Origin of the sequence: Nonomuraea sp. NPDC050783 (assembly GCF_040802095.1) — a bacterium.
GTDB lineage: Bacteria > Actinomycetota > Actinomycetes > Streptosporangiales > Streptosporangiaceae > Nonomuraea.
Genome location: NZ_JBFAHK010000001.1, coordinates 878,538 through 904,473, shown reverse-complemented (window position 1 = coordinate 904,473; position 25,936 = coordinate 878,538). Strand labels below are relative to the sequence as shown.

The following is a 25,936-nucleotide window of genomic DNA, read 5'->3' as shown; positions in this document are numbered from 1 at the left end:
TCACTCTTTCCCCGCTGCGGCGTCAGCGAGCGCGTTGGCCCCACCGACGATCTCGCTGATTTCCTGGGTGATCTCGGCCTGGCGAGCCTGGTTCATCTGCTGGGTGAGCACCCGCATCAGCTCGTTGGCGTTGTCGGTCGCCGACTTCATGGCGCGCCGCCGCGCGGCCTCCTCCGAGGCCGCCGACTGCAGCAGCGCGGTGAAGATCCGGGACTCCACGTAACGCGGGAGCAGCGACTCCAGCACGTCACCGGCGGTCGGCTCGAACTCGAAGTACGGCGGGATCGCGTTGGACTCCGTCGCCTCGGTCTCCTCGATCTCCAGCGGCAGGATCCGCTTGACCACGACGTTCTGGGTCAGCATCGAGACGAACTCGGTCGAGACGACGTGGATCTCGTCGATCCCGTTCTCGTCCTTGAACGACTCGAGGAGCACGCCCGCGATCTCCTTGGCGTCGGCGTAGGCCGGCTTCCTGGAGAAGCCGATCCACTCGCCGCCCATCGACCGGTGCCGGAAGGAGTGCCAGGTGACACCCTTGCGGCCGGTGACGAACGGCGTGACCTCCAGGCCGCGGCTCTCCAGCAGCCCGCGCAGGGCCTCGGCCTCGCGCAGCACGTTGGCGTTGAAGCCGCCGCAGAAACCGCTGTCGCTGGTGACGATGAGGACGCCCGCCTTGGCGGGGTTCTCCTTCGCCACGGTCAGCGGATGGTCGACGCTGGCCGCGTTGCTGACGACGCCCGTGACCGCGCGGGTGATCTCCCGCTCGTACGGCAGCGCCGCCTGCATCCGCTGCTGCGCCCGCACGATCCGTGAGGAGGCGATGAGCTCCTGGGCGCGCGTGATCTTCGCGGTCGACTTGACCGAGTTGATCCGCCGCCGCAGCAGCCTTAGCTGGGCACCCATGAGCTACTTCTCCGTCGCCGGGCGGACGACCTTCTTGATCTTCTCCTGGCCGACCTCGTCGGCCTCCAGCGGAGCGACCGGCTCGTCCTTGACCAGCAGCTCGCCCGAGGAGGTGGTGAAGCCCTTCTTGAACTCCGTGATGGCGTCCTTGAGGGTGGTCACCGTGTCGTCGCCCAGGTCCTTGGTCTCGCGGATGCTGTCGAAGACACCCTTGTGCGAGGACTGCAGGAAGTCGAGGAACTCCTGCTCGAAACGGCGGATGTCCTCGACCGGCACCTCGTCGAGCTCACCGGTGGTGCCGGCCCACACCGACACGACCTGGCGCTCGACGGGGAACGGGGAGTACTGGGGCTGCTTGAGCAGCTCGACCAGCCGCTGACCACGGTCGAGCTGAGCCCGGGAGGCGGCGTCGAGGTCGGAGGCGAACGCGGCGAACGCCTCCAGGTCGCGGTACTGGGACAGCGACAGCTTCAGCGTGCCGGCGACCTTGCGCATGGCCTTGACCTGCGCGGAGCCACCGACTCGGGAGACGGAGATACCGACGTTGATGGCCGGGCGGACACCGGCGTTGAACAGGTCGGTCTCCAGGAAGCACTGGCCGTCGGTGATGGAGATGACGTTGGTCGGGATGAACGCCGACACGTCGTTGCCCTTGGTCTCGATGACCGGCAGGCCCGTCATCGAGCCGCCGCCCATGTCGTCCGACAGCTTGGCGCAGCGCTCCAGCAGCCGGGAGTGCAGGTAGAAGACGTCGCCGGGGAAGGCCTCGCGGCCCGGCGGGCGACGCAGCAGCAGGGACACGGCACGGTAGGCGTCGGCCTGCTTGGTCAGGTCGTCGAAGACGATCAGGACGTGCTTGCCCTGGTACATCCAGTGCTGGCCGATGGCCGAGCCGGTGTACGGGGCGAGGTACTTGTAACCGGCCGGGTCGGAGGCGGGAGCGGCCACGATGGTGGTGTACTCCATCGCGCCGGCCTCCTCCAGCCGGGCCTTGACCTGCGCGATCGTCGAGCCCTTCTGGCCGACGGCGACGTAGACGCAGCGCACCTGCTGCGCCGGGTCGCCGGAGGCCCAGGCCTCGCGCTGGTTGAGGATGGTGTCCACGGCGATCGCGGTCTTGCCGGTGCCGCGGTCACCGATGATCAGCTGGCGCTGGCCACGGCCGATCGGCGTCATGGCGTCGATCGCCTTGATGCCGGTCTGCAGCGGCTGCTTCACGGGCTGCCGCTGGACGACCGAGGGGGCCTGCAGCTCCAGCGCGCGGGTCGCCTCAGCGGCGATGGCGCCCTTGCCGTCGAGCGGGTTGCCCAGGGGGTCGACCACGCGGCCGAGGAAGTCGTCGCCGACGGGCACGGACAGGACCTCGCCCGTCCGGCGGACCGTCTGGCCCTCCTCGATGCCGCTGAACTCGCCCAGGATGACGACACCGATCTCGCGGGTGTCGAGGTTCAGTGCCAGGCCGCGCGTGCCGTTCTCGAACTCGAGCAGCTCGTTCGCCATCGCCGAGGGCAGGCCGGAGACATGGGCGATGCCGTCGCCGGCGTCGACGACGGTCCCGATCTCCTCGCGCGCGGCGCCTTCCGGTTCGTACGCCTGGACGAAGCGCTCAAGCGCGTCCCGGATCTCGTCCGGCCGGATCGTAAGCTCCGCCATCTCTACTCTGTCTCCCTATTTCGCCTAGCCGGCCAACCGGCGGCGGACTTCTTCGATTCGTCCCAGGATGGTGGTGTCGATGATCTCGTCGCCGATGCGGACCGAGAACCCACCGAGCACTCGCTTGTCCACCTCGACGTTCAGGTGTACGTCACGGCCGTAGGAGGTGCGCAGGTACGACACCAGGCGCCGCTTCTGCTGCTCGGTCAACTCGACCGCGCTGCGGACCACCGCCACGAGGCGCTGGCGCTGCTGCGCCACGAGCTGGCCGAACTCTTCCAGCCCTACTTCCAGGCTACGTCCTCGCGGGTGTGCTACCACCTGCGCGATGAGGCGCAGACTGGTGGGCGCCACCTTGCCGCTGAGCAGGTCGCGCAGCAGCTGCCGCTTGCCCTCGGCGGGCGCGGCGGCGTCGGCGAGGGCCCGGCGCAGGTCGGGGTTGGCGGCCACGACCCGGCCGAAGCGGAAGAGCTCGTCCTCCACCTCGTCGAGCTGCGACAGGCTCTCGGCCTCGGCGGCCGCGGCCACCACGCCGAGCCGTTCGAGGGCGTCGGCCAGGTCACCGGTGCGCGACCAGCGGGCCGCGACCGCCGCCTCGACGGTGGCGAGCGCGGCGGGGCTGATCTTGCCCGTGAACAGCGCGCGGGCGGTGGCCGCCTTCTGCTCGGCCGCCCTGGCCTGGTCGGACAGGGCGCGGCGCAGGCCGTGCTCGCGGTCGAGCAGATCCGCGACCGCGAACAGCTCGTCGGAGAGCGTTCCGAGGTCGGCACTGCCGGCCACCGCGTTGAACCGCTCCTCGACCTCGGCCAGCGACGTCCTGCTCAGACCGCGCATCAGCGCACCGCCTGCGCGTTGGAGCTCTCCAGCTCGTCGAGGAACCGGTCGACGATGCGGCTCTGGCGGACCTCGTCCTCCAGGGACTCGCCGACGATGCGGCCGGCCAGCTCGGTCGACAGGCGACCGATCTCGGCGCGGAGCTGCGCGAAGGCCGCCTGACGGTCGGCCTCGATCTGCGCGTGCGCGGCCTCGACGAGGCGGCGCGCCTCGGCCTGCGCCTCCTCGCGGAGCTCGGCCTTGATCTGCGCGGCCTGCTCGCGGGCCTCCTCGCGGAGCCTGGCGGCCTCGCGCCGGGCCTCCTCAAGGTTGGCCGCGTACTGACGCTGCAGCTCCTGGGCCTGGGCCTGGGCCTCCTCGGCCCGCTTGATGCCGCCCTCGATCGCGTCCGTGCGCTCGGCCAGCGTCTTCTGGATGCGCGGCACGAGCATGCGCCCGACGACGAGGAAGACGACGAGGAACGCGAAGATACCGACGACGAGCTCGTACGTGTGCGGGATCAGAGGGTTGCCACCCTCCTCCGCCGCGAGGAGCGTAGCTGCCTTGACAATCATGGTGCAGCCTTTCGTCAGTTGGGGCGACTTAGAGGGCCGAGAAGATGAACGGCGCCACCAGACCGATCAGGGCGAGGGCCTCGGTGAGGACGAAGCCGAGGAGCATGTTCTGGCGGATCAGGCCGTAAGCCTCGGGCTGGCGCGCGATGGCCTGCACGCCCTGACCGAAGATGATGCCGACGCCGATGCCGGGGCCGATGGCGGCGAGACCGTAGCCGATGGCGGTGACGTTGCCGGAGACCTCAGCGAGGATGCTCATGGTGTTGTATTCCTTTACTTAACGGCCGGTGAAGTGGGTAACACCGGTCATGGACATTCCGTTGTGGTGTGCGGTGGTGCTCAGTGCTCAGCGTGGAGCGAGTTGCCGATGTACATCGCCGCCAGCATCGCGAACAGGAACGCCTGCAGGAACTGGATGAACATCTCGAAGCCGGTCAGGACAATCGTCATCACCACGCCGACCACGCCGACGGGGGCGCCGAGCGGGGTCAGCTTCTCGAACAGGAACCAGAAGCCGACCATGCTGAAGAAGGCCAGCAGCATGTGGCCCGCGAACATGTTCGCGAAGAGTCGGACCGCGTGCGTGAAGGGGGCGATGATCAGGTTGGACAAGAACTCGATCGGCGCGAGCAGCACGTAGATGAACTTCGGCAGCCCGGGCGGGAACATCATGTTCTTGAAGTAGCCGAGGGGGCCCTGGTGCTTCATGCCGAGGTAGATCTTGAGGATGTAGATCAGGCCCGCGAGCACGATGGGGAAGGCGATGTGCGAGGCCACGGGGAACTGGAGCACGGGGATGACGCCCATGAAGTTCCACAGCAGCACCACGAAGAAGATCGAGACCAGCAGGCCCATCCACTGGTCGGCGTCCTTGCCCAGGAAGGGCCGGGCGACCTGGTCGCGGACGAACATGTAGCCGTACTCGACGACGTTCTGCAGGCCCCTCGGCACGATCTTGGGGTTGGCGAAGGCGCCCCAGCACAGGGCGATCACCACGATCGAGGTGAGGATGGCGAGCAGGACCGGCTTGGTGAACCAGTCGACCCCCGGGATGATGGGCGGCAGGTCGAACAGCTCGCCAGGCGTAGGCGCCCCGAACTGATCGCCATGAGGAGCGAGGACCGTCAGCGCACTCACGCGGCGTTCCCTTCAACGTCGTAGTGGATCACAAGAGTTACCTCGGCGGAGTGATCGCTGCGCCGGGCTAGCGACCGAACTTCCGGTAGGCCAGGTAGCCGGCGAGCACAACCCCCAGGATCACGCCTATGGGGAAGAACGCGGACATGTCCAGCCACCGGTCCAGCAACCACCCGAGACCGCCGTAGAAGGCCATCCCGGCGAGTAGATAGCTGGGGACTGACCACATGGCGTCGGCGAAGTCGCGACCGTCTGTCTCCGGTCGGCGTTCCTGTGCGCTCATCGCGGCCCCGACGATAGCAGGCGGACAGAGGACTAGTCATATCGGGCCCCGCCCGATCGGCGGCCTCACGAGTCACCCTTTCCGGGGACCCGGGCCTCGGGGTCGACGTAGAGCATCTTGGTCTTCGCGAACGCCCGGACCTCGAAACCGGTCCAGACGAGCGTGCAGATGACCACGGCCCAGGCGAATGCCAGCGTGTTCCAGACCGTGGTGTCGCGGAACGCGTTCAGCACGATCATGATGACGATGACTTTGACGAGGTAGCTGAGCATCGCCGCGATCGCCATCATCTGGGGGGAGACCCGGGCGGCATACGACACCGCTACCACGCTGACGCTGAAGAAAACCCCGACCAGCAAGGTGCCCAGGGCCGCGCCCAGCGCTCCCTTGCCACCGGCGAGGAAGAGGGAGACCAGCACGGCGACCACCCCGACCGCGAGGGTCGGTATCGCGGCGCTCTTGAGTACGCGCACGTCGTTGGCCTGCATCGGTGCTCCATCAACATGTTATCAAGCGAGCGTTTGCTACCCCTCGGACATGTGCGTCCGGGAGCCCCTGCTCGTGAAAGATATCACAAGCTCACGGAAGACCGCTTTTACCTGCCGTTTCTAGTTCGCGATCAAGAACGGCTCGGAAATGCCGGAATGACGGGATTACCGTCGGCCGCCGCCCGTCCGCTCGCCGACGGGCCCTCGGCGGGCGGCATCCGCCGCCTGACCTCGGGATCCGGCGGGATCGGCGGCATCGGGCCGGTGGGCGGGCCGTCGTCGTCGGGCTGGTCGCCGCGCGAGGCCGCGTGCGCGCCGCCCCTGCCCCGCCAGCGCGGCAGCGCCATCAGCACGAGCACGGCCAGCGCGAACACGATGAACACCGGGAACAGCAGCACCGGCACGCCGATCGTGGCCATGCTCACGACGCCGAAGGCGAACAGGAACGCCCAGGCGTACATGATGAGCACCGACCTGCGGTGGGAGTGGCCGATGTCCATCAGCCGGTGGTGCAGGTGGCCGCGGTCGGGCGCGAACGGCGACAGGCCGCGCGAGGTGCGCCGCACGACCGCCGTGATGAGGTCGACCAGCGGCAGCACCAGCACCGCGGCCGGCAGCAGCAGCGGCAGCAGCACCGGCACCTTGTTCATGCCCTCGATGATCCCCGGGTCCACCGGCGTCACCGTGACGATGGACGAGGCCAGCACCAGCCCGATGAGCATCGCCCCGGTGTCGCCCATGAAGATCTTCGCGGGATGGAAGTTGTGCGGCAGGAAGCCCAGGCAGGTGCCGATGAGGATGGCCGCGATGGCGGCCGTGGTGGTGATGCGCCCGCCGCTGATGTTGACGGCCAGGAAGATGGAGTAGGCCCAGGTGGCCATGCCCGCGATGCAGACGATCCCGGCCGCCAGGCCGTCGAGGCCGTCGACGAAGTTGACCGCGTTGATGGTCACGACCACCACCATGATGGTGATCACCGTGCTGAGCGTGGGGTCGAGGCTGATGGAGCCGCCCCAGTTCTGGGGCAGCGGGATGTAGAGCAGCCGCAGGTCGAAGAAGACCAGCACGCCCGCCGCCGCCACCTGGCCGCCGAGCTTGATGAAGGCGTCCATGCCCCACCAGTCGTCCAGGAAGCCGGTCATCGTGATCAGCCCGCCGGCCACGATGAGCGCCGGCACCGCGTTGACGTCGGTCTCCGTCAGCGCCTTGCCCGTGTGCGTGAGCTGGCTCGCCACCAGCAACCCCACCACGAGGCCGCCGTACATGGCCAGCCCGCCCAGGCGAGGCGTCGGCGTGGTGTGCACGTCGCGATCGCGAACCTCGGGCATGGCGCCGATGCGGATGGCGAAACGGCGCACGAGCGGAACCAGCAGATAGGTCACCGCCGCCGCGATGAGCGCCATGAACAGGTATTCGCGCACGGACCTAGTTTCCCGGATGTCCCGGCCCTCTGTGACCGGAAAACGACACAGACCAGCTTAATGTTCGCTGAGATATGGGCGACGGATGGCGAGAAGCGCCGCAACCCTTTCCCTGACCTCCCCGGCGCTCGCCGGACGGCGCACGGCCGCGGCGAGCAACGTCCCGATCTCCTTGAGCTCCTCGGGCCCCATCCCCTGGGTGGTCACGCAGGGAGTGCCCACCCTGATGCCGGACGTGACCGCCGCCGGCTCCGGATCGTACGGGATGGCGTTGCGGTTGAGCGTGATGCCCGCGGCCGCGCACCTCCGCTCGGCCTCGGCGCCCGACACCCCCGTGTCCCGCAGGTCGATCAGCGCCAGGTGCGTGTCCGTGCCGCCCGAGACCGCGCGCATCCCCTCCGCGCTCAGCGTGTCGGCGAGCGCGCGGGCGTTGGCGACCACCCGCCGGGCGTAGTCGGCGAACTCCGGCCGCAGCGCCTCGCCGAAGGCCACCGCCTTGGCCGCCACCACGTGCATCAGCGGCCCGCCCTGCAGGAACGGGAAGACCGCCCGGTCGATCCGCTTCGCCAGCTCGCCGGTGCACAGGATGGCGCCGCCGCGCGGCCCGCGCAGCGCCTTGTGGGTGGTGAACGTCACCACGTCCGCGTACGGGACCGCCGACGGGATCGCGCCGCCCGCCATCAGCCCGATCGGATGCGCCGCGTCGGCCAGCAGCCACGCCCCCACCTCGTCGGCGATGCCGCGGAAGGCCGCGTAGTCCATCAGCCTCGGGTACGCCGTGGCGCCGCACACGATGAGCTTGGGCCGGTGCCGCAGCGCCAGGTCGCGCACCTCGTCGTAGTCGATGAGCTCGGTGTCGCGCCGCACCCCGTACGGCACGACGTCGAACCACCGCCCCGAGAAGTTCACCTTCGAGCCGTGGGTGAGGTGGCCGCCGTGCGGCAGGGCCATGGCCAGCATCGTGTCGCCGGGCTGCAGCAGGGCGGCGTAGGCGGCCAGGTTCGCCGAGGCGCCCGAGTGGGGCTGGACGTTGGCGTGCTCGGCGCCGAACAGCCGCCTGGCGCGCTCGATCGCCAGCCGCTCGGCGCGGTCCACCACCTCGCAGCCGCCGTAGTAGCGGCGGCCCGGGTAGCCCTCGGCGTACTTGTTGGTGAGGGTCGAGCCCAGGGCGGCCAGGACGGCGGGCGAGGTGAAGTTCTCGCTCGCGATGAGCTGGATGCCGCCGCGCTCGCGGTCCAGCTCGTCGAGCAGCACCTGGGCCAGCTCGGGATCCTGCCTGCTCAACAGCCCGAAGTCCGGTCCGTAGTAGGGCTCTGTACCCATTTCCCCACTGTACGACCCGATGTCCGATTCTCCCAGACACGGGGTCGCATCCGGGGCCGGCCGGCCGACCGGCTCAGGGGAAGGCGTGCGGGGCGTTGGCCTCCACCGGGATCCAGCGTGGCGTGTCGTGGGCCTCGTCGCTGATCGCGGTCAGGACGGTGTGGCGGTAGACGGCCAGCCGCGTCCGCCACGCCCGGATGTCCTGGACGTAGCGCTCGCCCACCGGGGCGTCCCACGTCTGCGGGCTCCTGGCCAGGTCGTACGCCTTGTCCAGGACCGTCTTCAGGATCTCCAACTGGGGCAGGACGGCCTGCCACGCGACGACCAGGCGCTGGTACTCGGGGTTGAACTCCCAGGCGCGGGGCTGGCTGTCGAGCGGGCCCGTGGAGCCGGCCGGGGGGCGCTCGTCGATGGCCTTGGGCCTGGGGGCCGGGGGGTCGACGTACATCACGCGTTCCTTTCCGGCGCCTGCGCCTGCGCCTGCTCCGCATCGGCGGGGCCGCCGGGCTCGACCCCGCCGGGCGGGCCGTCGGGGCGGACGTCCCTCGGGGCCCACTCGCCGGTGCCGTACTCGCCGGGCGGGATCCGTACAGAGGGGAGGTCCTGGGGCTGGATGTCGCGGTGGTGGTCGATCACGGTGCGCAGGGCGTCCAGGTCGGGTGGCGTCACCTCGACGGACACGACGTCGCCGCCGGCGTCCCGCACGACCGCCAAGGTCTCCTGCCCGTCCATGAGCCGGATGGACGACCCCGCCGAAGCCACCCCTCCCTCCCCGGCCCCGGCCTCGCCCCCGGTCCCATGACCGGACTCGGCTCCGGTCCCATGACCGGCTCCAGGCGAGGGGGCTTGGCCCGCTCCCGGCATCGTGCCGGTGGCGTTTCCCGTCCCCGCGCCCTCCGCGCCGCCGCCTCCCGGCACGGCACCGCCTCCCGGCACGGCACCGCCGTCGGCCGCCGGAGCCGTCGGCGGAACCACGAACCCCTGGCCCCCCTGACTCCCCTGGCTCGCCTGACTCCCCTGACTTCCCTGATTCCCTTGCGACGCCGAGCCGCCGCCCTCCGGCGTCGTGCCCGCACCACCGGGCGCGGTCACCCCATCACCAGCACAACCGTCTCCTGGGGCCGGGTCGCCCGAGGGCTGGGGTGTGGCGGGGGCGTGGCCGGTGCCGCCGTCCGTGGGCGCGGGGGCGGGCGGGAGGGGGGTGTGACGGGTACCGGCGGCCGGGTCGCCCGGGGCCACGGAGCCGGGGGCGCCGTCGGGGCGGGCTTCGGAGCCGGGCGGGCCGGCGCCGTCGGGTATCTGGGGCATGTCGGCGGGGCGGACCTGGTCGGCGTTCCTGAGCATGCTCTCGACCTGCTCGGCCGTCGGCGGGTCAAGGGGAATCTGCAGAACTTTGACCCCGTCAACGTCCACGATCTGCGGTTTTGTGGCGGCTGTGTCGTCGGGGTGGTCCTTGGCGGGTGTGTCCACCCTGCCGTCACCTCTCGTCCCCGTGTCCTTGCCGCCGGCGTCGTCGCAGGTCTTCCCGTCGGCAGCGGATTTCCCTTCCGAGCCGGTCTTGCCGTCCGAGCCGGTCTTGCCCTCTGAGCCCGTCTTGCCGTCCGAGCGGGTCCTGTCGCCGTCGTCGCGCTTCGGGGTGTCCTGGTCGGGCTCGCGGCTCTCCGGCCGGCGGCCGGGCCCGGCGGTGTCGCCGGTGCCGTCGCCGGTGCCGGACTTCCGGGGGTGATCCTCCCGTTTCTCCAGGACGGCGAGCCGCCCGCTGACGTCCTTCACCAGGGCGTCGGCGGACTCCGCGATCTGGACGGGGCGGTGCGTGGCGTGCATGGGCAGCCCGGCGCGGCTCATCGCGGACCTGACGCGGTCCTCGGCCTCCCGCATGCGCGCGGCCGCGCGCCTGACCTCGGCCAGCAGCTCGCGCACGAGCTTGGGATCCATGCCGTCGTACTTGCCCATGGGCCACTCCCCGACGTCTCGCCGCTCCGGGCCTCACCGTAATCACGGCCGGAGCGCCGGCGCAGCCGGGATAAGCAGACGGTATACGTCACGCGGTACACGTCACGCGGCGGGCCGGCCCGCCGCGTGGGTCAGTCGTCGGTGGCGACGTAGCCGATGATGCCGCGCAGCTTCTCGACCGGGATCGCCCCGCGCCGCAACATCCTGGGCACGGCGGTGGTGAGGTCGAGGATGGTGGAGGGCGTGTTGTCGTTGGTGCGGCCGGCGTCGAGGTAGACCGCGACCGACTCGCCGAGCTGCTCCTCGGCCTCCTCCGCCGTGGTGGCGGCCGGGGCACCGGAGCGGTTGGCGCTGGAGACGGCCATGGGCCCGGTCTCCTTGAGCAGGTCGAGCGCGACCGGGTGCAGCGGCATGCGGACGGCCACCGTGCCCTTGGTCTCACCGAGGTCCCAGGAAAGGGCCCTGTTGGCCTTGCAGACGAGCGTGAGCGGCCCCGGCCAGAAGGCGTCGATGAGATCCTGCCCGTAGGGCCCCATGTCGTCCACGAGCGCTGTGGCGGCTCTGACGGTGCCCACGAGCACCGGCGGCGGCATGTCGCGCCCGCGCCCCTTGGCGTCCAGCAGCGAGGTGACCGCGGCCGGGGTGAAGGCGTCGGCGCCGATGCCGTAGACGGTGTCGGTCGGCAGCACCACCAGCTCGCCCCGGCGCACTGCCGCGGCGGCCTCCTTCAGCCCCTCGGCGCGCTGTTCGAGGTCTGAGCAGTCGAAGCGTCGTCCCACGGCGGCCATCCTAGTCCTGGCCGAGCCTGGCCGTGACGAAACGATCTCTTCTGGTGAGGTCCTGCCGCAGGCGTACGTCGCGCCAGCCGTTGTCCTCGGGGAAGGTCAGGTAGACGTCCCTGCCCTGCTGGTCGGCGTGCTCGACGGCGACCCAGCCGCCGGGGCGCAGCAGCCTGCGGGCGGTGCGCTCGACCGCGCGGACCTCGTCGAGACCGTCCTCGCCGGAGCCGTAGAGGGCGCGGGAGGGATCGTAGTCGCGCACCTCGGGGTCGCGCGGGATCGCGCCCGGCGGGATGTAGGGCGGGTTGGAGATGACGAGGTCGACCTTGCCGTTGAGCTCGGGCAGCGCCTCGGCGAGGTCTTCCGGGTGCAGGTGGGTACGCCCCTGGCCCAGCTCGGAGATGTTGCGCTTGGCCCACGTGTACGCCGCCGGATCGACCTCCACGGCGTGCACCTCGGCCAGCGCCACCTCCTGCGCGATCGACAGTGCGATGGCCCCGGAGCCGGTGCCGAGGTCCACCACGAGCGGGGCGTTGACGTCCATCTCGCGCAGCGTCTCGATGGCCCAGCCGGTCATGACCTCGGTCTCGGGCCGCGGCACGAACACGCCGGGCCCGACCGCGAGGTCGAGGTAGCGGAAGTAGGCGTGCCCGGTGATGTGTTGCAGCGGCTCGCGGGCCTCGCGGCGGGCGACGCCCTCCCAGAACAGCGCGTCGAAGTCGGCGTCCTTGACCGTGTGGAGCTCGCTCCTGCGCACGCCGTGGACGAAAGCCGCGATCTCCTCCGCGTCGGTGCGCGGTGAGGGCACGCCGGCCTCGGCCAGCCGGGCGGTGGCGAGGGCGATCTCGTCCAGCAGCAGACTCATGAGTGTTGTGCGAGCTTCTCCGCCATCTCGGCGTCGATGAGGGCCTGGGTGACGGCGTTGAGCTCACCGTCGAGAACCTGGTCGAGGTTATACGCCTTGAAGCCGACGCGGTGGTCGGAGATGCGGTTTTCCGGGAAATTGTAGGTGCGGATGCGCTCGGAGCGGTCGACCGTGCGCACCTGGGACTTGCGTTCGGCCTGCGCCGCGGCCTCGGCCTCCTCCTGGGCGATGGCCAGCAGCCGGGCGCGCAGGATGCGCATCGCCGACTCCTTGTTCTGGAGCTGGCTCTTCTCGTTCTGGCAGGAGACGACCACGCCGGTGGGCAGGTGGGTGATGCGGACCGCGGAGTCGGTGGTGTTGACGCTCTGGCCGCCGGGGCCGCTGGAGCGGTAGACGTCGATGCGCAGGTCGTTAGGGTCGATCTGGACGTCGACCTCCTCCGCCTCCGGGTAGACGAGCACGCCCGCGGCGCTGGTGTGGATGCGGCCCTGCGACTCGGTGACGGGCACCCGCTGCACGCGGTGGACGCCGCCCTCGAACTTGAGCCTGGACCACACGCCCTCGTCGCCCTTGGCCTTGATGGCGACCGTGACGTCCTTGTATCCGCCGAGGTCGGAGGGCTGGGAGTCGATGACCTCGGTCTTCCAGCCGAGCCGCTCGGCGTAGCGGAGGTACATCCGCAGCAGGTCGCCGGCGAACAGCGCGGACTCCTCGCCGCCCTCGCCCGCCTTGATCTCCATGATGATGTCCTTGTCATCGTTGGGATCGCGCGGGATGAGCAGGTGCTTGAGTCGCTCCTCCAGCTGGGGGACGCGGGCCTCCAGCTCGGCGGCCTCGGCCGCGAACGACTCGTCCTCGCCGGCCAGCTCCTTGGCGGTGCCCAGGTCGGCCCGGACGGAGCCGAGCTCGCGATAGGTGGTGACGATCGGCGTGAGCTGGGAGTAGCGGCGGCCCAGGGTGCGGGCCCTGGCCTGGTCGGCGTGCACGGCGGGGTCGGCGAGCTGCAGCTCCAGCTCGGAATACTCCTTGAGCAACTCGTCGAGGTTCACCGTGGGTCCTTCGATGGGTGGAATCGGGCGGGGGCGGTGCGGCTGCACCAACAACGCCGACCCGGCGCACGCGGATGTGCGGCCGGGCCGGCGTGTGGGGAGCTACTTGCCCGTGGCCTTCTTGCCGAAGCGCTTCTCGAAGCGCGCCACCCGGCCGCCGGTGTCGAGGATCTTCTGCTTGCCGGTGTAGAACGGGTGGCAGGCAGAGCACACGTCGGCGTGGATGACGCCGTTCTTGGCGGTGCTGCGGGTGGTGAACGTGTTACCGCAGGAGCAGGTCACCTGCGTCACGTGGTAATCGGGGTGGATCTCGCGCTTCATCGCTGTCCTTTCGGGGTGCGGCCGCCGGGTCGCCTTCAGGCGCGGCGTGAACCGGAACCGCAAAATCGGTCGGCTACCAGTGTGCCAGATCGTCCAACCATCCCAGGCCATCGGGCATTCCCCGGCGGTCCCCTCGCAGGCCCGCCCCCCGTCGCAATAGGCTCCTTTGCACCATCCCTCACTCTGGTTAGGAATTCCAGGCATGAAGAGAAGGCTGCGGTCGCTCCTCGCGATCGCCATGGGGGCCGCCGTTCTCCTGGGAGGCACCGGCACGAGCGACGCCGACGCGAGGACGACCTCCGCGTTAGCCGGCGACTTCACGGGTGACGCGTCGGCCAGCGCGTCGGTCCCGCTGCAGAACGAGGTGGAGGGCACCGTCACGCTCAACCTCAGGAGCCCGGGCGAGGTCACGAGCGTGACGGGCGGCATCGAGCCGCCCGGCCAGGCCGCCCGGGCGGTCACGTTCGACTTCCGGACGGGTGACGCGGCGGCGACGCAGCGGATCGTCGGCCGGTGGCGGATCGGCGCCGACGACCCGGCGGGCGAGTGGAAGCTGAGCGTCGTGGTCGCCCGCGCCGGCGGCACGGGCACCACGCCGTTCGTGGTGCGGGTCGCCGGCAAGCAGGGCATCTCCGCCGCCAAGGTCACCCCCGACCCGGTCAAGCTGGTCACCGGCAAGGACGTGAAGGTCTCGGTCGAGGCGACGGTGAGGGACGCCGCGTCGGTGTCGGCCAAGCTCGTCAGTGGCGACGGCGGAGAGCTGTACGACCTGGGCGACCTGGCCGGGGAGGCCGGCGGCACGTACCGCGGCAGCACGTACCTGGCCGACGACACCACCCCGGGCGACTGGACGCTGGAGGTGTACGCCCACCGGGGCGGCCAGACCCTCAAGGGCGTGGCCGGTTTCACGGTCGCCGCGCCGGCGAACGGCACCACCAGGAAGGCGCGGTCCCGGGTGACGATCTCCGCCCCGGACAAGGTCAGGGCCGGCAAGCCGGTCAAGGTGTACGGCAAGGTCTACCGCGGCACGAAGCCGTACAAGGGCAAGACCATCGAGGTGTACTTCAAGGCCAAGGGCACCAGGACGTACAAGCTGCTCGGCTTCGCCAGGACGACCTCGACCGGCAAGTACGCCAAGACCTACAAGGCCCGCAAGGACGGCTACTACCGGGTCAAGGTGCCCGGCACGAGGACGACCAGGGCCTCCCTGTCGCCGCAGGAGTTCGTGGACGTCCGCTGACCCGCCCCCCCGTCCGCTGACCTGCCCCGCCCGCTGACCCGTCCGCCGGCCCGCCCGCCGGCTCACCTGCCGAGGTAGGTCAGCACGGCGAGCACCCGCCGGTGGTCCTCGGGCGCCGGCCCGAGGGCCAGCTTGGCGAAGATGCCGGAGATGTGCTTCTCGACCGCGCCCTCGGTGACGACGAGGCGGGCGGCGATGGCGGTGTTGGAGCGGCCCTCGGCCATGAGGGCCAGGACCTCGCGCTCACGGCGGGACAACGAGTCGAGCGGCGCGCCGCGGCGCTGGCGGCTGAGCAGCTGCACGACGACCTCGGGGTCGATGACGGTGCCGCCCGCCGCCACCTGCCGCACCGCCTCCAGGAACTCGGCCACGTCGGCCACCCGCTCCTTCAGCAGATAGCCGACGGCCCGGCCGATGAGGTCGCCCGCGTAGCGCTCCTCGACGTACTGGGACAGGACCAGGATGGGGAAGTCGGGGCACCGCGCGCGCACCCGCAGCGCCGCCCGCAGGCCCTCGTCGGTGTGCGTGGGCGGCATGCGGACGTCGACGATCGCCAGGTCGGGCCGGTGCTCGCGGACCGCCGCCTCCAGGGCCGGCCCGTCGGCGACGGCGGCGACGGTCTCGATGCCGCCGTCGGCCAGCAGCCGGGCGAGCCCTTCACGCAGCAGGACGGAATCCTCGGCGATGACCACGCGCATGGGCCCATGCCTACCACTCGCAGGGCAGCTCCGCGCGTACGATGGTGGGCCCGCCCAGAGGGCTGTGCACGACGAGCACGCCGTCGATGGTGGCCGCCCGGTCCGCCAGCCCGGCCAGCCCGCCGCCGGGGACCACGAGGGCGCCGCCGACGCCGTTGTCCCACACGTCCACGACCACGCCGCCGCGGTCCTTGAACACCGACACCGACGCCTCCGTGGCGGCGGCGTGCTTGGCCATGTTGGCCAGCGCCTCGGCCACGGTGAAGTACGCGATGCTCTCCACCGCCGCCGGCGGCCGCTCGGCCAGCTCGACCGAGACGTCCACGTGGACGGGCGCCCGCGCGGCCAGCCCGGACAGCGCGGCGTCCAGCCCGCGGTCGCTGAGGATGGCCGGGTGGATGCCCCTGGCCAGGTTGCGCAGCTCGGCGATGGCGGCCTTGGTGCCGGCGTGGGCCTGGACGATGAGCGTCCTGACCTCCTCGGGGTCGCTGTCGAACTTGGCCTGCGCCCGCCCGAGGTCCACCGCGACCGACAGCAGCCGCTGCTGCGCGCCGTCGTGCAGGTCGCGCTCGATCCGGCGGCGCTCGGCCTCGGCCGCGTCCACGCCCCGGGCCCGGCTGGCCCGCAGCCGCGCCTCCTCGCCGCCGCCGAGCAGCACGGTGGCCAGCGTGCCGTGCAGCCAGGCCATGCCGCGCATGAGGTAGCCGGTCAGCACGAGCATGACGAGCCCGAAGGCCGCGCACACCCAGGTGGCCGCGTGGTCCTCCACCAGGTAACGGCCGCCGTCCGCCGCGTTCACCTCGTGGAGCAGCGGCGCGAGCAGCAGTCCCGCCGTCGCGAACCACGCCCCGAACGACACGGCCACCTCCACCGCGCCGAGCGGCAGCAGCATGAGCAGGTAGCCCAGGTCCTTCCAGGTCGCCGGGTCGGTGACCAGCCACTGGATGTGCGCGCCCACCCCGCCCTCGGGCCGCCTCCGGTACGGGTCGGCGATCCGCACCCCGAACGCCGCCCGCAGCACCCTGCGCTCCAGCATCGCCCCGCCACGCCACATGAGCACGGTCGCCATCGCGAGCGGCACGCCCACCCAGACCACCGCCAGCGTGAGCGAGACCGGCACCGCGAACGCCAGCACCACGAACCAGCCGAACCCGATCGCCCCGCTGACCAGCAGGTACGGCACCGCCCGCCACGTCATGGGATCGACCAGGACCCCCAGCGGCCCGTTGGGCCCCCACCGCACCCGGTCCTTCAACTCCACCGATCGCATGCCGACCAGCCTGCCCGGCCCGGCCCGCCGCGTGAATGGAGGTGACTTCCGTCCCGGGGTGGGGATAACCCCCCTTCTTTCCCCCGGCACGCGAGAAGGGCGGCAGGTGGGAACCTGCCGCCCTTCCGGCGCGAACGCGGGCCGCTAGTCGCGGTCGTTGCTCACCGTGGTCTTCTGGACCTGAAGGAGGAACTCCGCGTTGGACTTGGTCTCCTTCATCTTCTCCAGGAGCAGCTCCAGCGCCTGCTGCATGTCGAGCGCGTGCAGCACCCTGCGCAGCTTCCAGACGATCTGGAGCTCTTCCCTGGCCATGAGGATCTCTTCCTTACGGGTGCCGGACGCGTCGACGTCCACCGCCGGGAAGATGCGCTTGTCGGCCAGGGACCGGTTGAGCTTGAGCTCCATGTTGCCGGTGCCCTTGAACTCCTCGAAGATGACCTCGTCCATCTTGGACCCGGTCTCGACCAGGGCCGTGGCGAGGATCGTCAGCGAGCCGCCGTTCTCGATGTTGCGGGCGGCGCCGAAGAAGCGCTTGGGCGGGTAGAGCGCCGTGGAGTCGACACCACCCGACAGGATGCGCCCGGACGCCGGGGCCGCCAGGTTGTAGGCGCGGCCGAGGCGGGTGATCGAGTCGAGCAGGACGACCACGTCGTGGCCCAGCTCCACCAGGCGCTTGGCGCGCTCGATGGCCAGCTCCGCGACCGTGGTGTGGTCCTCGGCGGGGCGGTCGAAGGTCGAGTGGATGACCTCGCCCTTCACCGACCGCTGCATGTCGGTGACCTCTTCAGGCCGTTCGTCCACGAGCACGACCATCAGGTGGCACTCGGGGTTGTTGCGGGTGATCGCGTTGGCGATGGCCTGCAGCACCATCGTCTTGCCGGCCTTGGGCGGGGAGACGATGAGGCCGCGCTGGCCCTTGCCGATCGGGGAGACGAGGTCGATGATCCGCGTGGTGAGGATGTTGGGCTCGGTCTCCAGGCGCAGGCGCTCCTGCGGGTAGAGCGGCGTCAGCTTGTTGAAGTCCGGCCGGTTGCGGGCCTGGTCCGGGTCCATGCCGTTGACGGTGTCGAGGCGGACCAGGGCGTTGAACTTCTCGCGCCGCTCACCCTCGCGCGGCTGGCGGACCGCGCCGGTGATGACGTCGCCCTTGCGCAGGCCGTTGCGGCGGATCTGGGCGAGCGAGACGTAGACGTCGTTGCTGCCCGGCAGGTAGCCGCTGGTCCGCACGAAGGCGTAGTTGTCGAGGATGTCGAGGATGCCGGCGATCGGGATGAGCACGTCGTCGTCGCCGATGACGGGGTCGCCGCCCTCGAAGCGGTCGCGGCCACGGCCACGGTTGCGCTCCCTGAAGCGGCCCCGGCGGCCGCGGCCGCCGCGCTCGTCGTCGTCGACGCCTCCGCCGCGCTGGTCGTTCCGCTGGTCACCGCGCTGGTCGGCGCGACCGTCGGACCGGCTGTCGGACCGGCCGTCGGAACGGCTGTCGGACCGGCCGTCGGAACGGCTGTCGGAACGGCTGTCGGAACGGCCATCGGCGCGACCGTCGGCCCTGCCGTCGGAACGCCCGTCGGACCGGCTCTCGGACCGGCTCTCGGGCCGGCCGCCGTCACCGCGGTCGGCGGAGCGCTCGCCGCGCTCGCCCCGCTCACGGCGCTCGCCGCGGCTGCGGCGCTCGCGGCGGCTCTCGCCACGCTCGGCGCGGGTCTCGCCCGGGCCGGAGTCGATGGTCTGCGGCTGCTCGATGACCGGCTCGGCCGGCGCGGCCACGGGCTCGGGCGCCTGGATCACGGGCTCGGGCGCGGCTGCGGCCGGCTGCGGCGCGGGCTCCTCGACGGCCGTCTTGGCGCGGGAGCGTTCCCTGCGCGTACGGGCCGGCCGCTCGGCCGCCGGGGCCGGCTCGGCCACGGGCGCGGGCGCCTCGGCGGCGGCCGCGGGGGCCGTCGCGCCGTCTCCGGAACCGCCACCCTGCTTCTCCTGGATGGCCGCGATGAGCTGGCTCTTCCGCATGCGCCCCGTCCCGCTGATGCCCAGCTCCGCTGCGATCTTCTGCAGCTCGGGCAGCACCTTGGCGGACAGGCCGGTGCCGGAGCGACGCGCACGCGGCTTGGCCGCTGCGCGAGTGGGGGTGTCGCCGGACGCGGGCTCGGCGCCTGGTGCGTCGGAGAGGAGTTCGGTGGTGTCGCTCAACTAAAAGGTCCTTCCCAGGGGTCGGGCGCCGGTTTTGTTCTGCCGACGTCCCGGAGGTGCTTGCGATCCGGCGGGACAGACCGGGTCGGGGTGCACTTTGCGATCTTCGGCTGTCGCTGGAGACGGCCGCCACTCTTGGGGAGGGGTTCGTCCACGCCGCCGCTGGGCCGTGGCACGTGGCTGACACCCCCCAGATTGCTGTCGCCAACCAGATGTCGAATTGAATCGAACGCGCAGATCCCCGTCGTCGACGCCTCGGTTAGGGCCAACCGGGTGTGGGCCAACCGGAGGCGACTGATTTCCGGGGAGACAGCCGCGCTGCCCACGCCTCGCGACGTGAAGCATGATGCAGCGATGTGTGGCTGACAAGCACGCACCCACCAAGGGGGCATCTGGTGCGGCTATCAGCCTAACATCACCAGCGCACACGGCTATTCCCTGAAGGTCTAAAGAGGCATCAGCGTGTCTCGGGGAACTGAACGTCCGCACCGACCGGGTCGACGTCCATTAGCTGGATGTGCCAGTCATTACCCACTTCTGGCGCGATCAAATCCTGCGTATCCGAGGTCGAAAACGCAAGAACCGTGGGACCCGCTCCCGAAACGACCGCGGGCACGCCCACTCCACGCAGTCGTTCTACCAGATCCGCGCTCTCCCGCATCGCAGGCGCGCGGTAATGCTGATGGAGCCGATCTTCCGTGGCCGCGAGCAGAATCCACGACTCGGGCCGCTGGGTCAGCGCGGCGATCAGCAACGCGGCCCGGCCGGCGTTGAAGGAGGCGTCCTTGTGGGGCACGTCCTTCGGCAGCAGCCCCCGCGCGGTCTCCGTCGCCAGCCGTGCGGAAGGGATCAGAACGACGGGACGGACCCGCTGGTCGGGGGCCAGCTTCACCATACGTGGCACGCCGGTGTGGTCGGACCAGGCCACGGTCAGCCCGCCGGCCAGGCACGGCGCCACGTTGTCGGGGTGGCCCTCCATCTCGGTGGCCAGCGCGAACACCTCGTCGTCGGGCCACTCCGCCCCCGCCAGCGCGCGGGCGGCGAGCAGGCCGGCGCACACGGCGGCCGAGGACGAGCCCAGGCCGCGGGCGTGCGGGATGCGGTTGCGGCAGCGCAGGCGGATGCCCGCGGGCTGGGGGACCCCCATGCGGCCGAACGCCTCGCGCATGGCCCTGACGACCAGGTGGCCCTCGCCGAGATCGACCTCCCCCGCGCCCTCGCCCTCCACGCTCACCTCGACACCGCTCCCGCCGGTGAGCGTGGCCTCGACCTCGTCGTACAGGCTCAGTGCCAGGCCGAGCGCGTCGAAACCCGGGCCCAGGTTCGCCGACGTGGCGGGCACGCGGATGCCAACGCTCCTCATTCGCCCATCAGTCCTCACTCCCCGTGATCCCCCGTGATCCCCTGCGATCCTCTGTGCCCCCGCCCGTCAGGCGAGGTTGAGCGCCGCCGCGGCGGCGTGGACGTCGATCGGGATGACCGTCGGCGCCGGCGCCCCCGAGATGGCCCAGTCGGGGTCCTTGAGCCCGTTGCCGGTGACCGTGCAGACGATGCGCCGCCCGGGCTCGACCAGGCCCTGGGCGTGCGCCTGGAGCAGGCCCGCGACGCTGGCCGCCGAGGCCAGCTCCACGAACACGCCCTCCTCCTGCGCCAGCAGCTTGTAGGCCGCCGCGATCTGCCGGTCGGTCACCGACTGGATGACGCCGCCCGACTCGTCACGCGCCGCCGTGGCCAGCGACCAGGAGGCCGGGTTGCCGATGCGGATGGCGGTGGCGATGGTGTGCGGGCGGGTCACCGGCGCGCCCTCGACGATCGGGGCCGCGCCGCTGGCCTGGAAGCCGAACATGCGCGGCTTCCTCGTCGCCACGCCGTCGGTGAAGTACTCCTGGTAACCCATCCAGTACGCCGAGATGTTGCCCGCGTTGCCGACCGGGATGCAGTGGATGTCGGGCGCGTCGCCGAGCGTGTCGACGATCTCGAACGCGGCCGTCTTCTGCCCCTGGAGCCGGAACGGGTTGACCGAGTTGACCAGCGCGATCGGGTAGCTGGACGACAGCTTGCGGGTCATCTCCAGGCAGTCGTCGAACGACCCCTCGACCTGCAGCAGCGTGGCGCCGTGCACGAGCGCCTGGGCGAGCTTGCCCATCGCGATCTTCCCTCGCGGCACCAGGACGGCGCAGGTGAGCCCCGCGCGCACGGCGTAGGCCGCGGCCGAGGCCGAGGTGTTGCCGGTGGAGGCGCAGATGACCGCCTTGGCCCCCTCCTCGACCGCCTTGCTGATGGCCATGGTCATGCCGCGGTCCTTGAAGCTGCCGGTGGGGTTGGCCCCCTCGACCTTCAGGTAGACCTCGCACCCCGTGAGGGCGGAGACGCGGTGCGCGGGCACCAGCGGCGTGCCGCCTTCGAGCAGCGTGACGACCGGCGTCTTCGTCGTCACGGGAAGACGTTCGCGGTATTCCTCGATGAGGCCACGCCACGACCTGCTCATGATGACTCCCTACCTGCGGTGTTGGGCACCGAGTGTACGGGGTGCGGGCGACCGGCGCGGATTCGTGTCCAAGGGACGGACTTATCGGTTGGACAGCCCTGCTATTGAGGAAATTCTCAGCATCTCCCGATAAGGTCTCGGCAGGGGGTCACACCATGAACGCGCGTCCTGCTCTGAGGCAGAACGACTACTCACCGATCGAGGCGCCACCACTGGGCGCCTGGTCACCCGCCCTCTCCGTGAGCGTGGTGATACCCGCGCACGGCGGGCAGGACAAGCTCGACCTGACGCTGGCGGCGCTGGCCGTCCAGACGTACCCGGGCCACCTGATGGAGGTCCTTGTCGTGGACGACGGCAGCGAGCCGCCGATCCGGCTGCCCGAGATCCGGCCGGTCAACACGCGGGTGGTGCGGGTGCGGGACGGCTGGGGCATCTCCCACGCCGTCAACACCGGCGCCAAGGCCGCGGACGGGGAGATCATCCAGCGGCTCGACTCCGACATGGTGGCCTGCCGCGAGCACATCGAGGCGCTGGCCCGCTGGCATCACGTGACCGACTACCTGGTCACGATCGGGATGAAGAAGTTCGTCGAGCCGCCGGACCTCACGCCGCGGCAGATCGTCCGCGCGGGGCACCTGGGCGAGCTGTTCGCGCTGGAGAAGGCCGTGGCCAGCTCCACCGAGGCGACGATCACCAGGACGGACGGGCTGCGCAAGAGCCGCAACCCCTACCACGTGTGCACCGGGCCGACGTTCGCCCTGCCCCGCGAGGTCTTCCACGCCGTGGGCGGTCTCGACCCGACCGTGGCGCGCGGCGAGGACACCGAGTTCGCCTACCGGCTGGCCATGCACGGCGTGGTGTTCGTCCCCGACCTGGAGGCGCAGGCCGTGCACCTGGGGCTGCCGGCGCAGCACCGCGACCGGGAGCGGGCGGTGCGGGCCGTGGAGCCCTACCTGGCGCACCGCGTCCCGCTCCGCCGCGACCTGCGCAAGGATCCGGGGCGGAGGTGGCTGGTGCCGTACGTGGAGATCGTCTTCGACGTCACCGACACCTCCGAGTCGGTGGTGCGGCAGGCCGTCGCGGCGGCGCTGGGCGGCAAGCTGCAGGACGTCGTGGTGACGCTGGTGGGGCCGTGGTCGCGGCTGCACGAGGGGCGGCGGTCGGTGCTCGGGGACCCGTGCTTCGAGCTGCGGCTGATGCGCGACCTGTTCGCGCACGACGAACGCGTCCGGCTCATCGACGAGGCGGCGCCGACGCCCGCGCCGTGCCCGTTCCGCTACCGGGGGCCGGTGGACGTGCCGCTGCACCGGGCGACGCTGGAGCGTATGGTGGAGTCCGTCCAGAAGGACCTGGCGGGCGTGCTGGTGGTGGACCTGCCGGACGGGCGCGAGGCGCGGCTCGAACGTACCTCCGCCCTGGGGCGGGCCGTGCTGCTCGCCGAGCCCGGCGCGGATCTCGACGCCGTCATCGACGCCACGCACGGCGTGCGGCACGAGCCGCCCGAGCGCTACTGGCCCGCGCCGAAGCAGCCCGAGCCGGTCACCATCCCGGCCCCGGCGGCCGCACCGGCCACGGCCGGAGTCCCGGCGGAACCCGCCGAACGCACCCTGCTGCGCCGCCTGAAGTCCGCCCTCCGCCCCAACTGACCCCCACCCGTCGGGCGAGGGTCCGCGGGTCCCGTCCGACGGGCCGCGGAGTGCTCAGTCGCGCGGGCGTCTCGGGAGGGCCCGGCGCATCGTCGTGGACATCATCGTGCGCAGGCTCCGCTGGGCGCGCTCGGCGGCGGCGGCCTCGCGGCGCAGGCCGGCGGCCTCGCGGCGCAGGCCGCCGACCTCGCGGCGCAGCTCCACCGCCGAGCTGCGCCAGCGTCCCGCCTCCTCCTTCCACCTGGCCACCTGCTCGCGCAGCCGCGCGTTCTCCGCCGCCAGCCGGTCGGCCTCGGCCCGCGCCCGCGCCATGGCCCGGTACGCGCCGCGCCGCCCCCGCGGGGCCGCCGCCCCGGTGGTGAACCCGTAGCCGTCGCCCTCGACCCACGACACGCCGGAGACGGCGTCCACGACGTCGTCCAGGTCCTCGCCGGGCTCGGCCACGACGCGGGCCCTGGCGAAGGCGGACACCCGCTCCAGCCGGGCCGCGACGACGCCCTCGGGCGACTCCTCCAGCAGCACGTTCACCAGCCCCAGGCCCTCGTCGCGGGCCAGGTCGAGGAGCCGGGCCAGGCCGTCCTCGACGGGCGCCCACCCGGCCGGCAGCCACAGCACGAACGGCACGGCGGGGTCCACGTCCTCGGTGGCCGACAGGCGTACCCGGCCCTCGTGCCGGTAGTGCCCCTCGACCAGCACCAGGTCGAGGGCGGGGTCGCGGAGCGGGGCGCGGGGGTCGGGCCGCAGGGTGTGCCAGGGGCCGAGGACGTGCACGGACAGGTCGGGGACGGTGGCGGCGAGCAGCGCGTCCACCGAGGCCCGCACGGCGTCGTAGCCCGCCGTGCCGTCCACCACGGCGGTGACGTACGGGACCTTCCACTGCCGCCCGGGATGCCCGCGCAACCACCGGTAGGCCGGGACGCGGTCGGCCACGAACGCGTGGCTCACCCGGTCGATCGGCTGCTTGTCGCGCATCCGCATGGTCGGCCCGAGATGGTAGGCCCGGGCGGCGGGCTCGGGCACGAAGACCGCGCCGGCCTGGCCGAGCCGGTAGCCCAGCTCGGTGTCCTGGCCGAGGACCAGCTCCTCGTCCATCGGCCCGGCCGCCGCGACGAGCCGGGCGTTCACCGAGGTGGCGCCGCCGACGTGCAGGCTGAAGGGGCGCTGCGGGTTGTCGGTGAGGCCGCCGGTGCGCTCGACGAGGTCCACGATCCAGGTGTGGGGCTCGGCGGGCTCGAAGCACGCCTCCAGGTCCTCGGGCAGCTCGGCGGGCGGCTCGGCGGCGGTGAACCTGAGGTAGCCGGTGACCACGAGGTAGGGCGCCGCGTGGTGCCAGCGCATGTGGGCCTCGATCGCGCCGGGCGTGAGCACCACGTCGGAGTCGAGCCAGTGGATCACGTCGCCGGTGGCGCGGGCCAGCCCGGCGTTGCGGGCGCGGGCCCGGCCGGGCTCGGGGCAGGTGATCAGCCGGGTGCGGGAGGGCCGCACGCCGGGCAGGCGCAGCGGCGGGTCGCTGCCGTTGTCGACGACGATCACCTCGGTCAGCTCCGCCGGGTACGTCTGCCGGGCCAGCCCGGCCAGCACCAGGTCGAGCTTGTGCTGCCCGCCATAGGCAGGCACGACCACGCTGACCGTCAGCTCCGGCGTGAACTCCCGAGGGGGCCGCAACACGCGGTAGTCGTTGCCCCGCACGCGGGCGGCGCGGCCCGCGGCGGCGGGCGCGCTCATCCGGCCTCCATCAGCAGGCTCGGGCGGAAGCCGTGCCACTGCCCGGCGGCCACCTTGAGGAAGTGGGCCAGCGGGAGCTGCCAGGTGTGGGCGCCGCTGAGCCCGCGCCGCAGGACGTAGCCGAGCCCGTGGGTGCGGTAGATGCGGGCGCCGGCCCGGTGCGCCGCCTTCAGGAACTCCAGATCGACGGCGCGCGGCACCGCGGGGAAGCCGCCGGCCTCGCGGAACGTCGCCGCCGACGCCATGATCGTGCCGCCGGCCACGTGCTCGGAGTAGACCTCGCTCGGGTACTTGGCCCCGCTGGCGAACGTCGTGCGCCGGATCGTGGTCTTCAGCGGCTCCAGGTAGAAGAACTCGGCCGTGGTGCCCACCACGTCGGCCTGGGCGTAGGTCATGGCCATGAACAGGTCGGACAGGTGCATCGGGCCGTACCAGTCGTCGTCGTCCCACTTGGCGAGGTAGTCGCCCTCGGCCAGCGCCGCCGCCCGGTTGAGCACCTCGCCGAACGGCACCGACCCCGCCGCCTCCACCCACCGCACGGGCAGCGCGCAGCCCTCGACGGCCTCGCGCACCTCCTCGTACGCCACACCGTGCAGCCCCAGCACCACCTCGGCCGTCACGCCGCGCTGCCGCTCCATCTGCGCCAGCGCCGCGCCGACCAGCCCGGGCCGCTTGGTGGACATGACGATGCTCACGCGGGGCTCGCCCACGGGGTGGGCCAGGCGGCGCAGCCGTACGCTGTGCTCCTCGCGCCGCAGGTCGGCCAGGCAGCGCGCGGTGCCGTCGGGGGCGTGCTCCAGCCAGCCGCGGTCGGTGAGCAGGGCCCCCAGCTCCGCGGGCACCCAGGCCGGGGCGTGCTCGGCGGTCAGCGGGACGCCGGCCGCGGCGAGCGCGGTCAGCCCGTCCAGGGGCACCGGCTCGCCGGGCCAGTCGATCTCCAGGCCGCGCAGCGGGCGCAGCTCGGGCACGTCCGGCGGCCTGCCCTCGACCGCCCAGCCGCCGCCCGCCCAGTGCAGGCGGGCCGGCCCCTTCTCCGGCGTGCGCGTGAAGCCGCAGGGGGTGTCACCGGGGGTGACGGACATGAGATGGCGCTCCTCGGCCGCGGGGGATCAGGTCGGCGCC

General features: G+C 71.7%; 25 protein-coding genes. 2 read left to right on the top strand and 23 right to left on the bottom strand.

The window, feature by feature from the left end; genetic code table 11:
• The 16 genes from AB0H75_RS04175 to rpmE form a co-directional block, all read right to left on the bottom strand.
• Positions 1-903 (bottom strand): F0F1 ATP synthase subunit gamma, encoded by a 903-nt coding sequence (locus tag AB0H75_RS04175; RefSeq protein WP_367790002.1) that lies wholly within the window; start codon positions 901-903, stop codon positions 1-3.
• 3 nt (positions 904-906) lie between these two features.
• A complete protein-coding gene (gene atpA, locus AB0H75_RS04170) occupies positions 907-2,556 on the bottom strand; it encodes a F0F1 ATP synthase subunit alpha (RefSeq protein ID WP_367789999.1) in 1,650 nt (549 codons plus the stop codon).
• Between the two features lie 24 nt (positions 2,557-2,580).
• The gene (locus AB0H75_RS04165) at positions 2,581-3,390 is read right to left on the bottom strand and encodes a F0F1 ATP synthase subunit delta (RefSeq protein ID WP_367789996.1); all 810 of its coding nucleotides are present in this window, start codon (positions 3,388-3,390) and stop codon (positions 2,581-2,583) included.
• Positions 3,390-3,944 carry a F0F1 ATP synthase subunit B gene (locus AB0H75_RS04160; protein ID WP_367789993.1) on the bottom strand — a complete coding sequence of 185 codons (555 nt, stop codon included), beginning with the start codon at positions 3,942-3,944 and terminating at the stop codon, positions 3,390-3,392. Before AB0H75_RS04160 ends, AB0H75_RS04165 begins: the two co-directional genes overlap by 1 nt.
• A gap of 28 nt (positions 3,945-3,972) precedes the next feature.
• Positions 3,973-4,203: an ATP synthase F0 subunit C gene (gene atpE, locus AB0H75_RS04155; protein WP_367789990.1), complete on the bottom strand. Its 231-nt coding sequence runs from the start codon at positions 4,201-4,203 to the stop codon at positions 3,973-3,975.
• An 80-nt stretch (positions 4,204-4,283) separates the two neighbouring features.
• Positions 4,284-5,081 (bottom strand): F0F1 ATP synthase subunit A, encoded by a 798-nt coding sequence (gene atpB, locus AB0H75_RS04150; RefSeq protein ID WP_367789988.1) that lies wholly within the window; start codon positions 5,079-5,081, stop codon positions 4,284-4,286.
• A gap of 67 nt (positions 5,082-5,148) precedes the next feature.
• Positions 5,149-5,364 carry an AtpZ/AtpI family protein gene (locus AB0H75_RS04145; RefSeq protein ID WP_367789986.1) on the bottom strand — a complete coding sequence of 72 codons (216 nt, stop codon included), beginning with the start codon at positions 5,362-5,364 and terminating at the stop codon, positions 5,149-5,151.
• A gap of 65 nt (positions 5,365-5,429) precedes the next feature.
• The gene (locus AB0H75_RS04140; protein ID WP_367789983.1) at positions 5,430-5,852 is read right to left on the bottom strand and encodes a hypothetical protein; all 423 of its coding nucleotides are present in this window, start codon (positions 5,850-5,852) and stop codon (positions 5,430-5,432) included.
• Positions 5,853-5,983: 131 nt separating this feature from the next.
• The gene (locus tag AB0H75_RS04135) at positions 5,984-7,273 is read right to left on the bottom strand and encodes a glycosyltransferase family 4 protein (RefSeq protein WP_367789980.1); all 1,290 of its coding nucleotides are present in this window, start codon (positions 7,271-7,273) and stop codon (positions 5,984-5,986) included.
• A 57-nt stretch (positions 7,274-7,330) separates the two neighbouring features.
• Positions 7,331-8,596 carry a serine hydroxymethyltransferase gene (gene glyA, locus AB0H75_RS04130; protein WP_367789977.1) on the bottom strand — a complete coding sequence of 422 codons (1,266 nt, stop codon included), beginning with the start codon at positions 8,594-8,596 and terminating at the stop codon, positions 7,331-7,333.
• Positions 8,597-8,669: 73 nt separating this feature from the next.
• On the bottom strand, positions 8,670-9,044 hold the full coding sequence (locus AB0H75_RS04125; RefSeq protein ID WP_367789974.1) for a hypothetical protein: 375 nt from the start codon (positions 9,042-9,044) through the stop codon (positions 8,670-8,672).
• Complete coding sequence (locus AB0H75_RS04120; protein WP_367789971.1) at positions 9,044-10,549, bottom strand: hypothetical protein; 1,506 nt, start codon at positions 10,547-10,549, stop codon at positions 9,044-9,046. The genes AB0H75_RS04125 and AB0H75_RS04120 overlap by 1 nt, the downstream gene beginning before the upstream one ends.
• Before the next feature lie 131 nt (positions 10,550-10,680).
• On the bottom strand, positions 10,681-11,337 hold the full coding sequence (locus AB0H75_RS04115) for an L-threonylcarbamoyladenylate synthase (protein WP_367789968.1): 657 nt from the start codon (positions 11,335-11,337) through the stop codon (positions 10,681-10,683).
• A 1-nt stretch (position 11,338) separates the two neighbouring features.
• A complete protein-coding gene (prmC, locus tag AB0H75_RS04110; RefSeq protein WP_367789965.1) occupies positions 11,339-12,193 on the bottom strand; it encodes a peptide chain release factor N(5)-glutamine methyltransferase in 855 nt (284 codons plus the stop codon).
• Complete coding sequence (prfA, locus tag AB0H75_RS04105; RefSeq protein WP_367789962.1) at positions 12,190-13,242, bottom strand: peptide chain release factor 1; 1,053 nt, start codon at positions 13,240-13,242, stop codon at positions 12,190-12,192. Before prfA ends, prmC begins: the two co-directional genes overlap by 4 nt.
• Positions 13,243-13,344: 102 nt before the next feature.
• Positions 13,345-13,563, bottom strand: a complete 219-nt coding sequence (gene rpmE, locus AB0H75_RS04100; RefSeq protein WP_367789959.1) for a 50S ribosomal protein L31 — start codon at positions 13,561-13,563, stop codon at positions 13,345-13,347.
• A 202-nt stretch (positions 13,564-13,765) separates the two neighbouring features.
• Between rpmE and AB0H75_RS04095 the strand changes: the two genes are divergently transcribed.
• Positions 13,766-14,803 carry a hypothetical protein gene (locus AB0H75_RS04095; protein ID WP_367789956.1) on the top strand — a complete coding sequence of 346 codons (1,038 nt, stop codon included), beginning with the start codon at positions 13,766-13,768 and terminating at the stop codon, positions 14,801-14,803.
• A gap of 62 nt (positions 14,804-14,865) precedes the next feature.
• Here AB0H75_RS04095 and AB0H75_RS04090 read toward each other — a convergent pair whose 3' ends face one another.
• From AB0H75_RS04090 to thrC, 5 genes are all read right to left on the bottom strand, one after another.
• On the bottom strand, positions 14,866-15,501 hold the full coding sequence (locus AB0H75_RS04090; protein WP_367789954.1) for a response regulator: 636 nt from the start codon (positions 15,499-15,501) through the stop codon (positions 14,866-14,868).
• 10 nt (positions 15,502-15,511) lie between these two features.
• The gene (locus AB0H75_RS04085) at positions 15,512-16,771 is read right to left on the bottom strand and encodes a sensor histidine kinase (protein WP_367789952.1); all 1,260 of its coding nucleotides are present in this window, start codon (positions 16,769-16,771) and stop codon (positions 15,512-15,514) included.
• 144 nt (positions 16,772-16,915) lie between these two features.
• Complete coding sequence (gene rho / locus AB0H75_RS04080) at positions 16,916-18,955, bottom strand: transcription termination factor Rho (protein WP_367789949.1); 2,040 nt, start codon at positions 18,953-18,955, stop codon at positions 16,916-16,918.
• Between the two features lie 457 nt (positions 18,956-19,412).
• Complete coding sequence (gene thrB, locus AB0H75_RS04075; RefSeq protein WP_367789946.1) at positions 19,413-20,318, bottom strand: homoserine kinase; 906 nt, start codon at positions 20,316-20,318, stop codon at positions 19,413-19,415.
• Between the two features lie 66 nt (positions 20,319-20,384).
• Positions 20,385-21,443 (bottom strand): threonine synthase, encoded by a 1,059-nt coding sequence (gene thrC / locus AB0H75_RS04070; protein ID WP_367789943.1) that lies wholly within the window; start codon positions 21,441-21,443, stop codon positions 20,385-20,387.
• A 239-nt stretch (positions 21,444-21,682) separates the two neighbouring features.
• On the opposite strand from thrC, the gene AB0H75_RS04065 reads away from it, so the two are divergent.
• Positions 21,683-23,089 (top strand): glycosyltransferase family 2 protein, encoded by a 1,407-nt coding sequence (locus AB0H75_RS04065; RefSeq protein ID WP_367789941.1) that lies wholly within the window; start codon positions 21,683-21,685, stop codon positions 23,087-23,089.
• 54 nt (positions 23,090-23,143) lie between these two features.
• Here the strand turns inward: AB0H75_RS04065 and AB0H75_RS04060 are convergent, their stop codons facing one another.
• Both AB0H75_RS04060 and AB0H75_RS04055 read right to left on the bottom strand, forming a co-directional pair.
• Positions 23,144-24,814 (bottom strand): glycosyltransferase family 2 protein, encoded by a 1,671-nt coding sequence (locus AB0H75_RS04060; RefSeq protein ID WP_367789938.1) that lies wholly within the window; start codon positions 24,812-24,814, stop codon positions 23,144-23,146.
• Complete coding sequence (locus AB0H75_RS04055; RefSeq protein WP_367789935.1) at positions 24,811-25,896, bottom strand: glycosyltransferase family 2 protein; 1,086 nt, start codon at positions 25,894-25,896, stop codon at positions 24,811-24,813. Before AB0H75_RS04055 ends, AB0H75_RS04060 begins: the two co-directional genes overlap by 4 nt.
• Positions 25,897-25,936: the final 40 nt, after the last annotated feature.

What these genes read in the sequence shown, in the direction of transcription:
- AB0H75_RS04175 (WP_367790002.1), bottom strand. Translation starts at nt 903, where the DNA reads ATGGGTGCCCAGCTAAGGCTGCTGCGGCGGCGGATCAACTCGGTCAAG.
- atpA (WP_367789999.1), bottom strand. Translation starts at nt 2,556, where the DNA reads ATGGCGGAGCTTACGATCCGGCCGGACGAGATCCGGGACGCGCTTGAG.
- AB0H75_RS04165 (WP_367789996.1), bottom strand. Translation starts at nt 3,390, where the DNA reads ATGCGCGGTCTGAGCAGGACGTCGCTGGCCGAGGTCGAGGAGCGGTTC.
- AB0H75_RS04160 (WP_367789993.1), bottom strand. Translation starts at nt 3,944, where the DNA reads ATGATTGTCAAGGCAGCTACGCTCCTCGCGGCGGAGGAGGGTGGCAAC.
- atpE (WP_367789990.1), bottom strand. Translation starts at nt 4,203, where the DNA reads ATGAGCATCCTCGCTGAGGTCTCCGGCAACGTCACCGCCATCGGCTAC.
- AB0H75_RS04145 (WP_367789986.1), bottom strand. Translation starts at nt 5,364, where the DNA reads ATGAGCGCACAGGAACGCCGACCGGAGACAGACGGTCGCGACTTCGCC.
- AB0H75_RS04140 (WP_367789983.1), bottom strand. Translation starts at nt 5,852, where the DNA reads ATGCAGGCCAACGACGTGCGCGTACTCAAGAGCGCCGCGATACCGACC.
- glyA (WP_367789977.1), bottom strand. Translation starts at nt 8,596, where the DNA reads ATGGGTACAGAGCCCTACTACGGACCGGACTTCGGGCTGTTGAGCAGG.
- AB0H75_RS04125 (WP_367789974.1), bottom strand. Translation starts at nt 9,044, where the DNA reads ATGTACGTCGACCCCCCGGCCCCCAGGCCCAAGGCCATCGACGAGCGC.
- AB0H75_RS04120 (WP_367789971.1), bottom strand. Translation starts at nt 10,549, where the DNA reads ATGGGCAAGTACGACGGCATGGATCCCAAGCTCGTGCGCGAGCTGCTG.
- AB0H75_RS04115 (WP_367789968.1), bottom strand. Translation starts at nt 11,337, where the DNA reads ATGGCCGCCGTGGGACGACGCTTCGACTGCTCAGACCTCGAACAGCGC.
- prmC (WP_367789965.1), bottom strand. Translation starts at nt 12,193, where the DNA reads ATGAGTCTGCTGCTGGACGAGATCGCCCTCGCCACCGCCCGGCTGGCC.
- rpmE (WP_367789959.1), bottom strand. Translation starts at nt 13,563, where the DNA reads ATGAAGCGCGAGATCCACCCCGATTACCACGTGACGCAGGTGACCTGC.
- AB0H75_RS04095 (WP_367789956.1), top strand. Translation starts at nt 13,766, where the DNA reads ATGAAGAGAAGGCTGCGGTCGCTCCTCGCGATCGCCATGGGGGCCGCC.
- AB0H75_RS04090 (WP_367789954.1), bottom strand. Translation starts at nt 15,501, where the DNA reads ATGCGCGTGGTCATCGCCGAGGATTCCGTCCTGCTGCGTGAAGGGCTC.
- AB0H75_RS04085 (WP_367789952.1), bottom strand. Translation starts at nt 16,771, where the DNA reads ATGCGATCGGTGGAGTTGAAGGACCGGGTGCGGTGGGGGCCCAACGGG.
- thrB (WP_367789946.1), bottom strand. Translation starts at nt 20,318, where the DNA reads ATGAGGAGCGTTGGCATCCGCGTGCCCGCCACGTCGGCGAACCTGGGC.
- thrC (WP_367789943.1), bottom strand. Translation starts at nt 21,443, where the DNA reads ATGAGCAGGTCGTGGCGTGGCCTCATCGAGGAATACCGCGAACGTCTT.
- AB0H75_RS04060 (WP_367789938.1), bottom strand. Translation starts at nt 24,814, where the DNA reads ATGAGCGCGCCCGCCGCCGCGGGCCGCGCCGCCCGCGTGCGGGGCAAC.
- AB0H75_RS04055 (WP_367789935.1), bottom strand. Translation starts at nt 25,896, where the DNA reads ATGTCCGTCACCCCCGGTGACACCCCCTGCGGCTTCACGCGCACGCCG.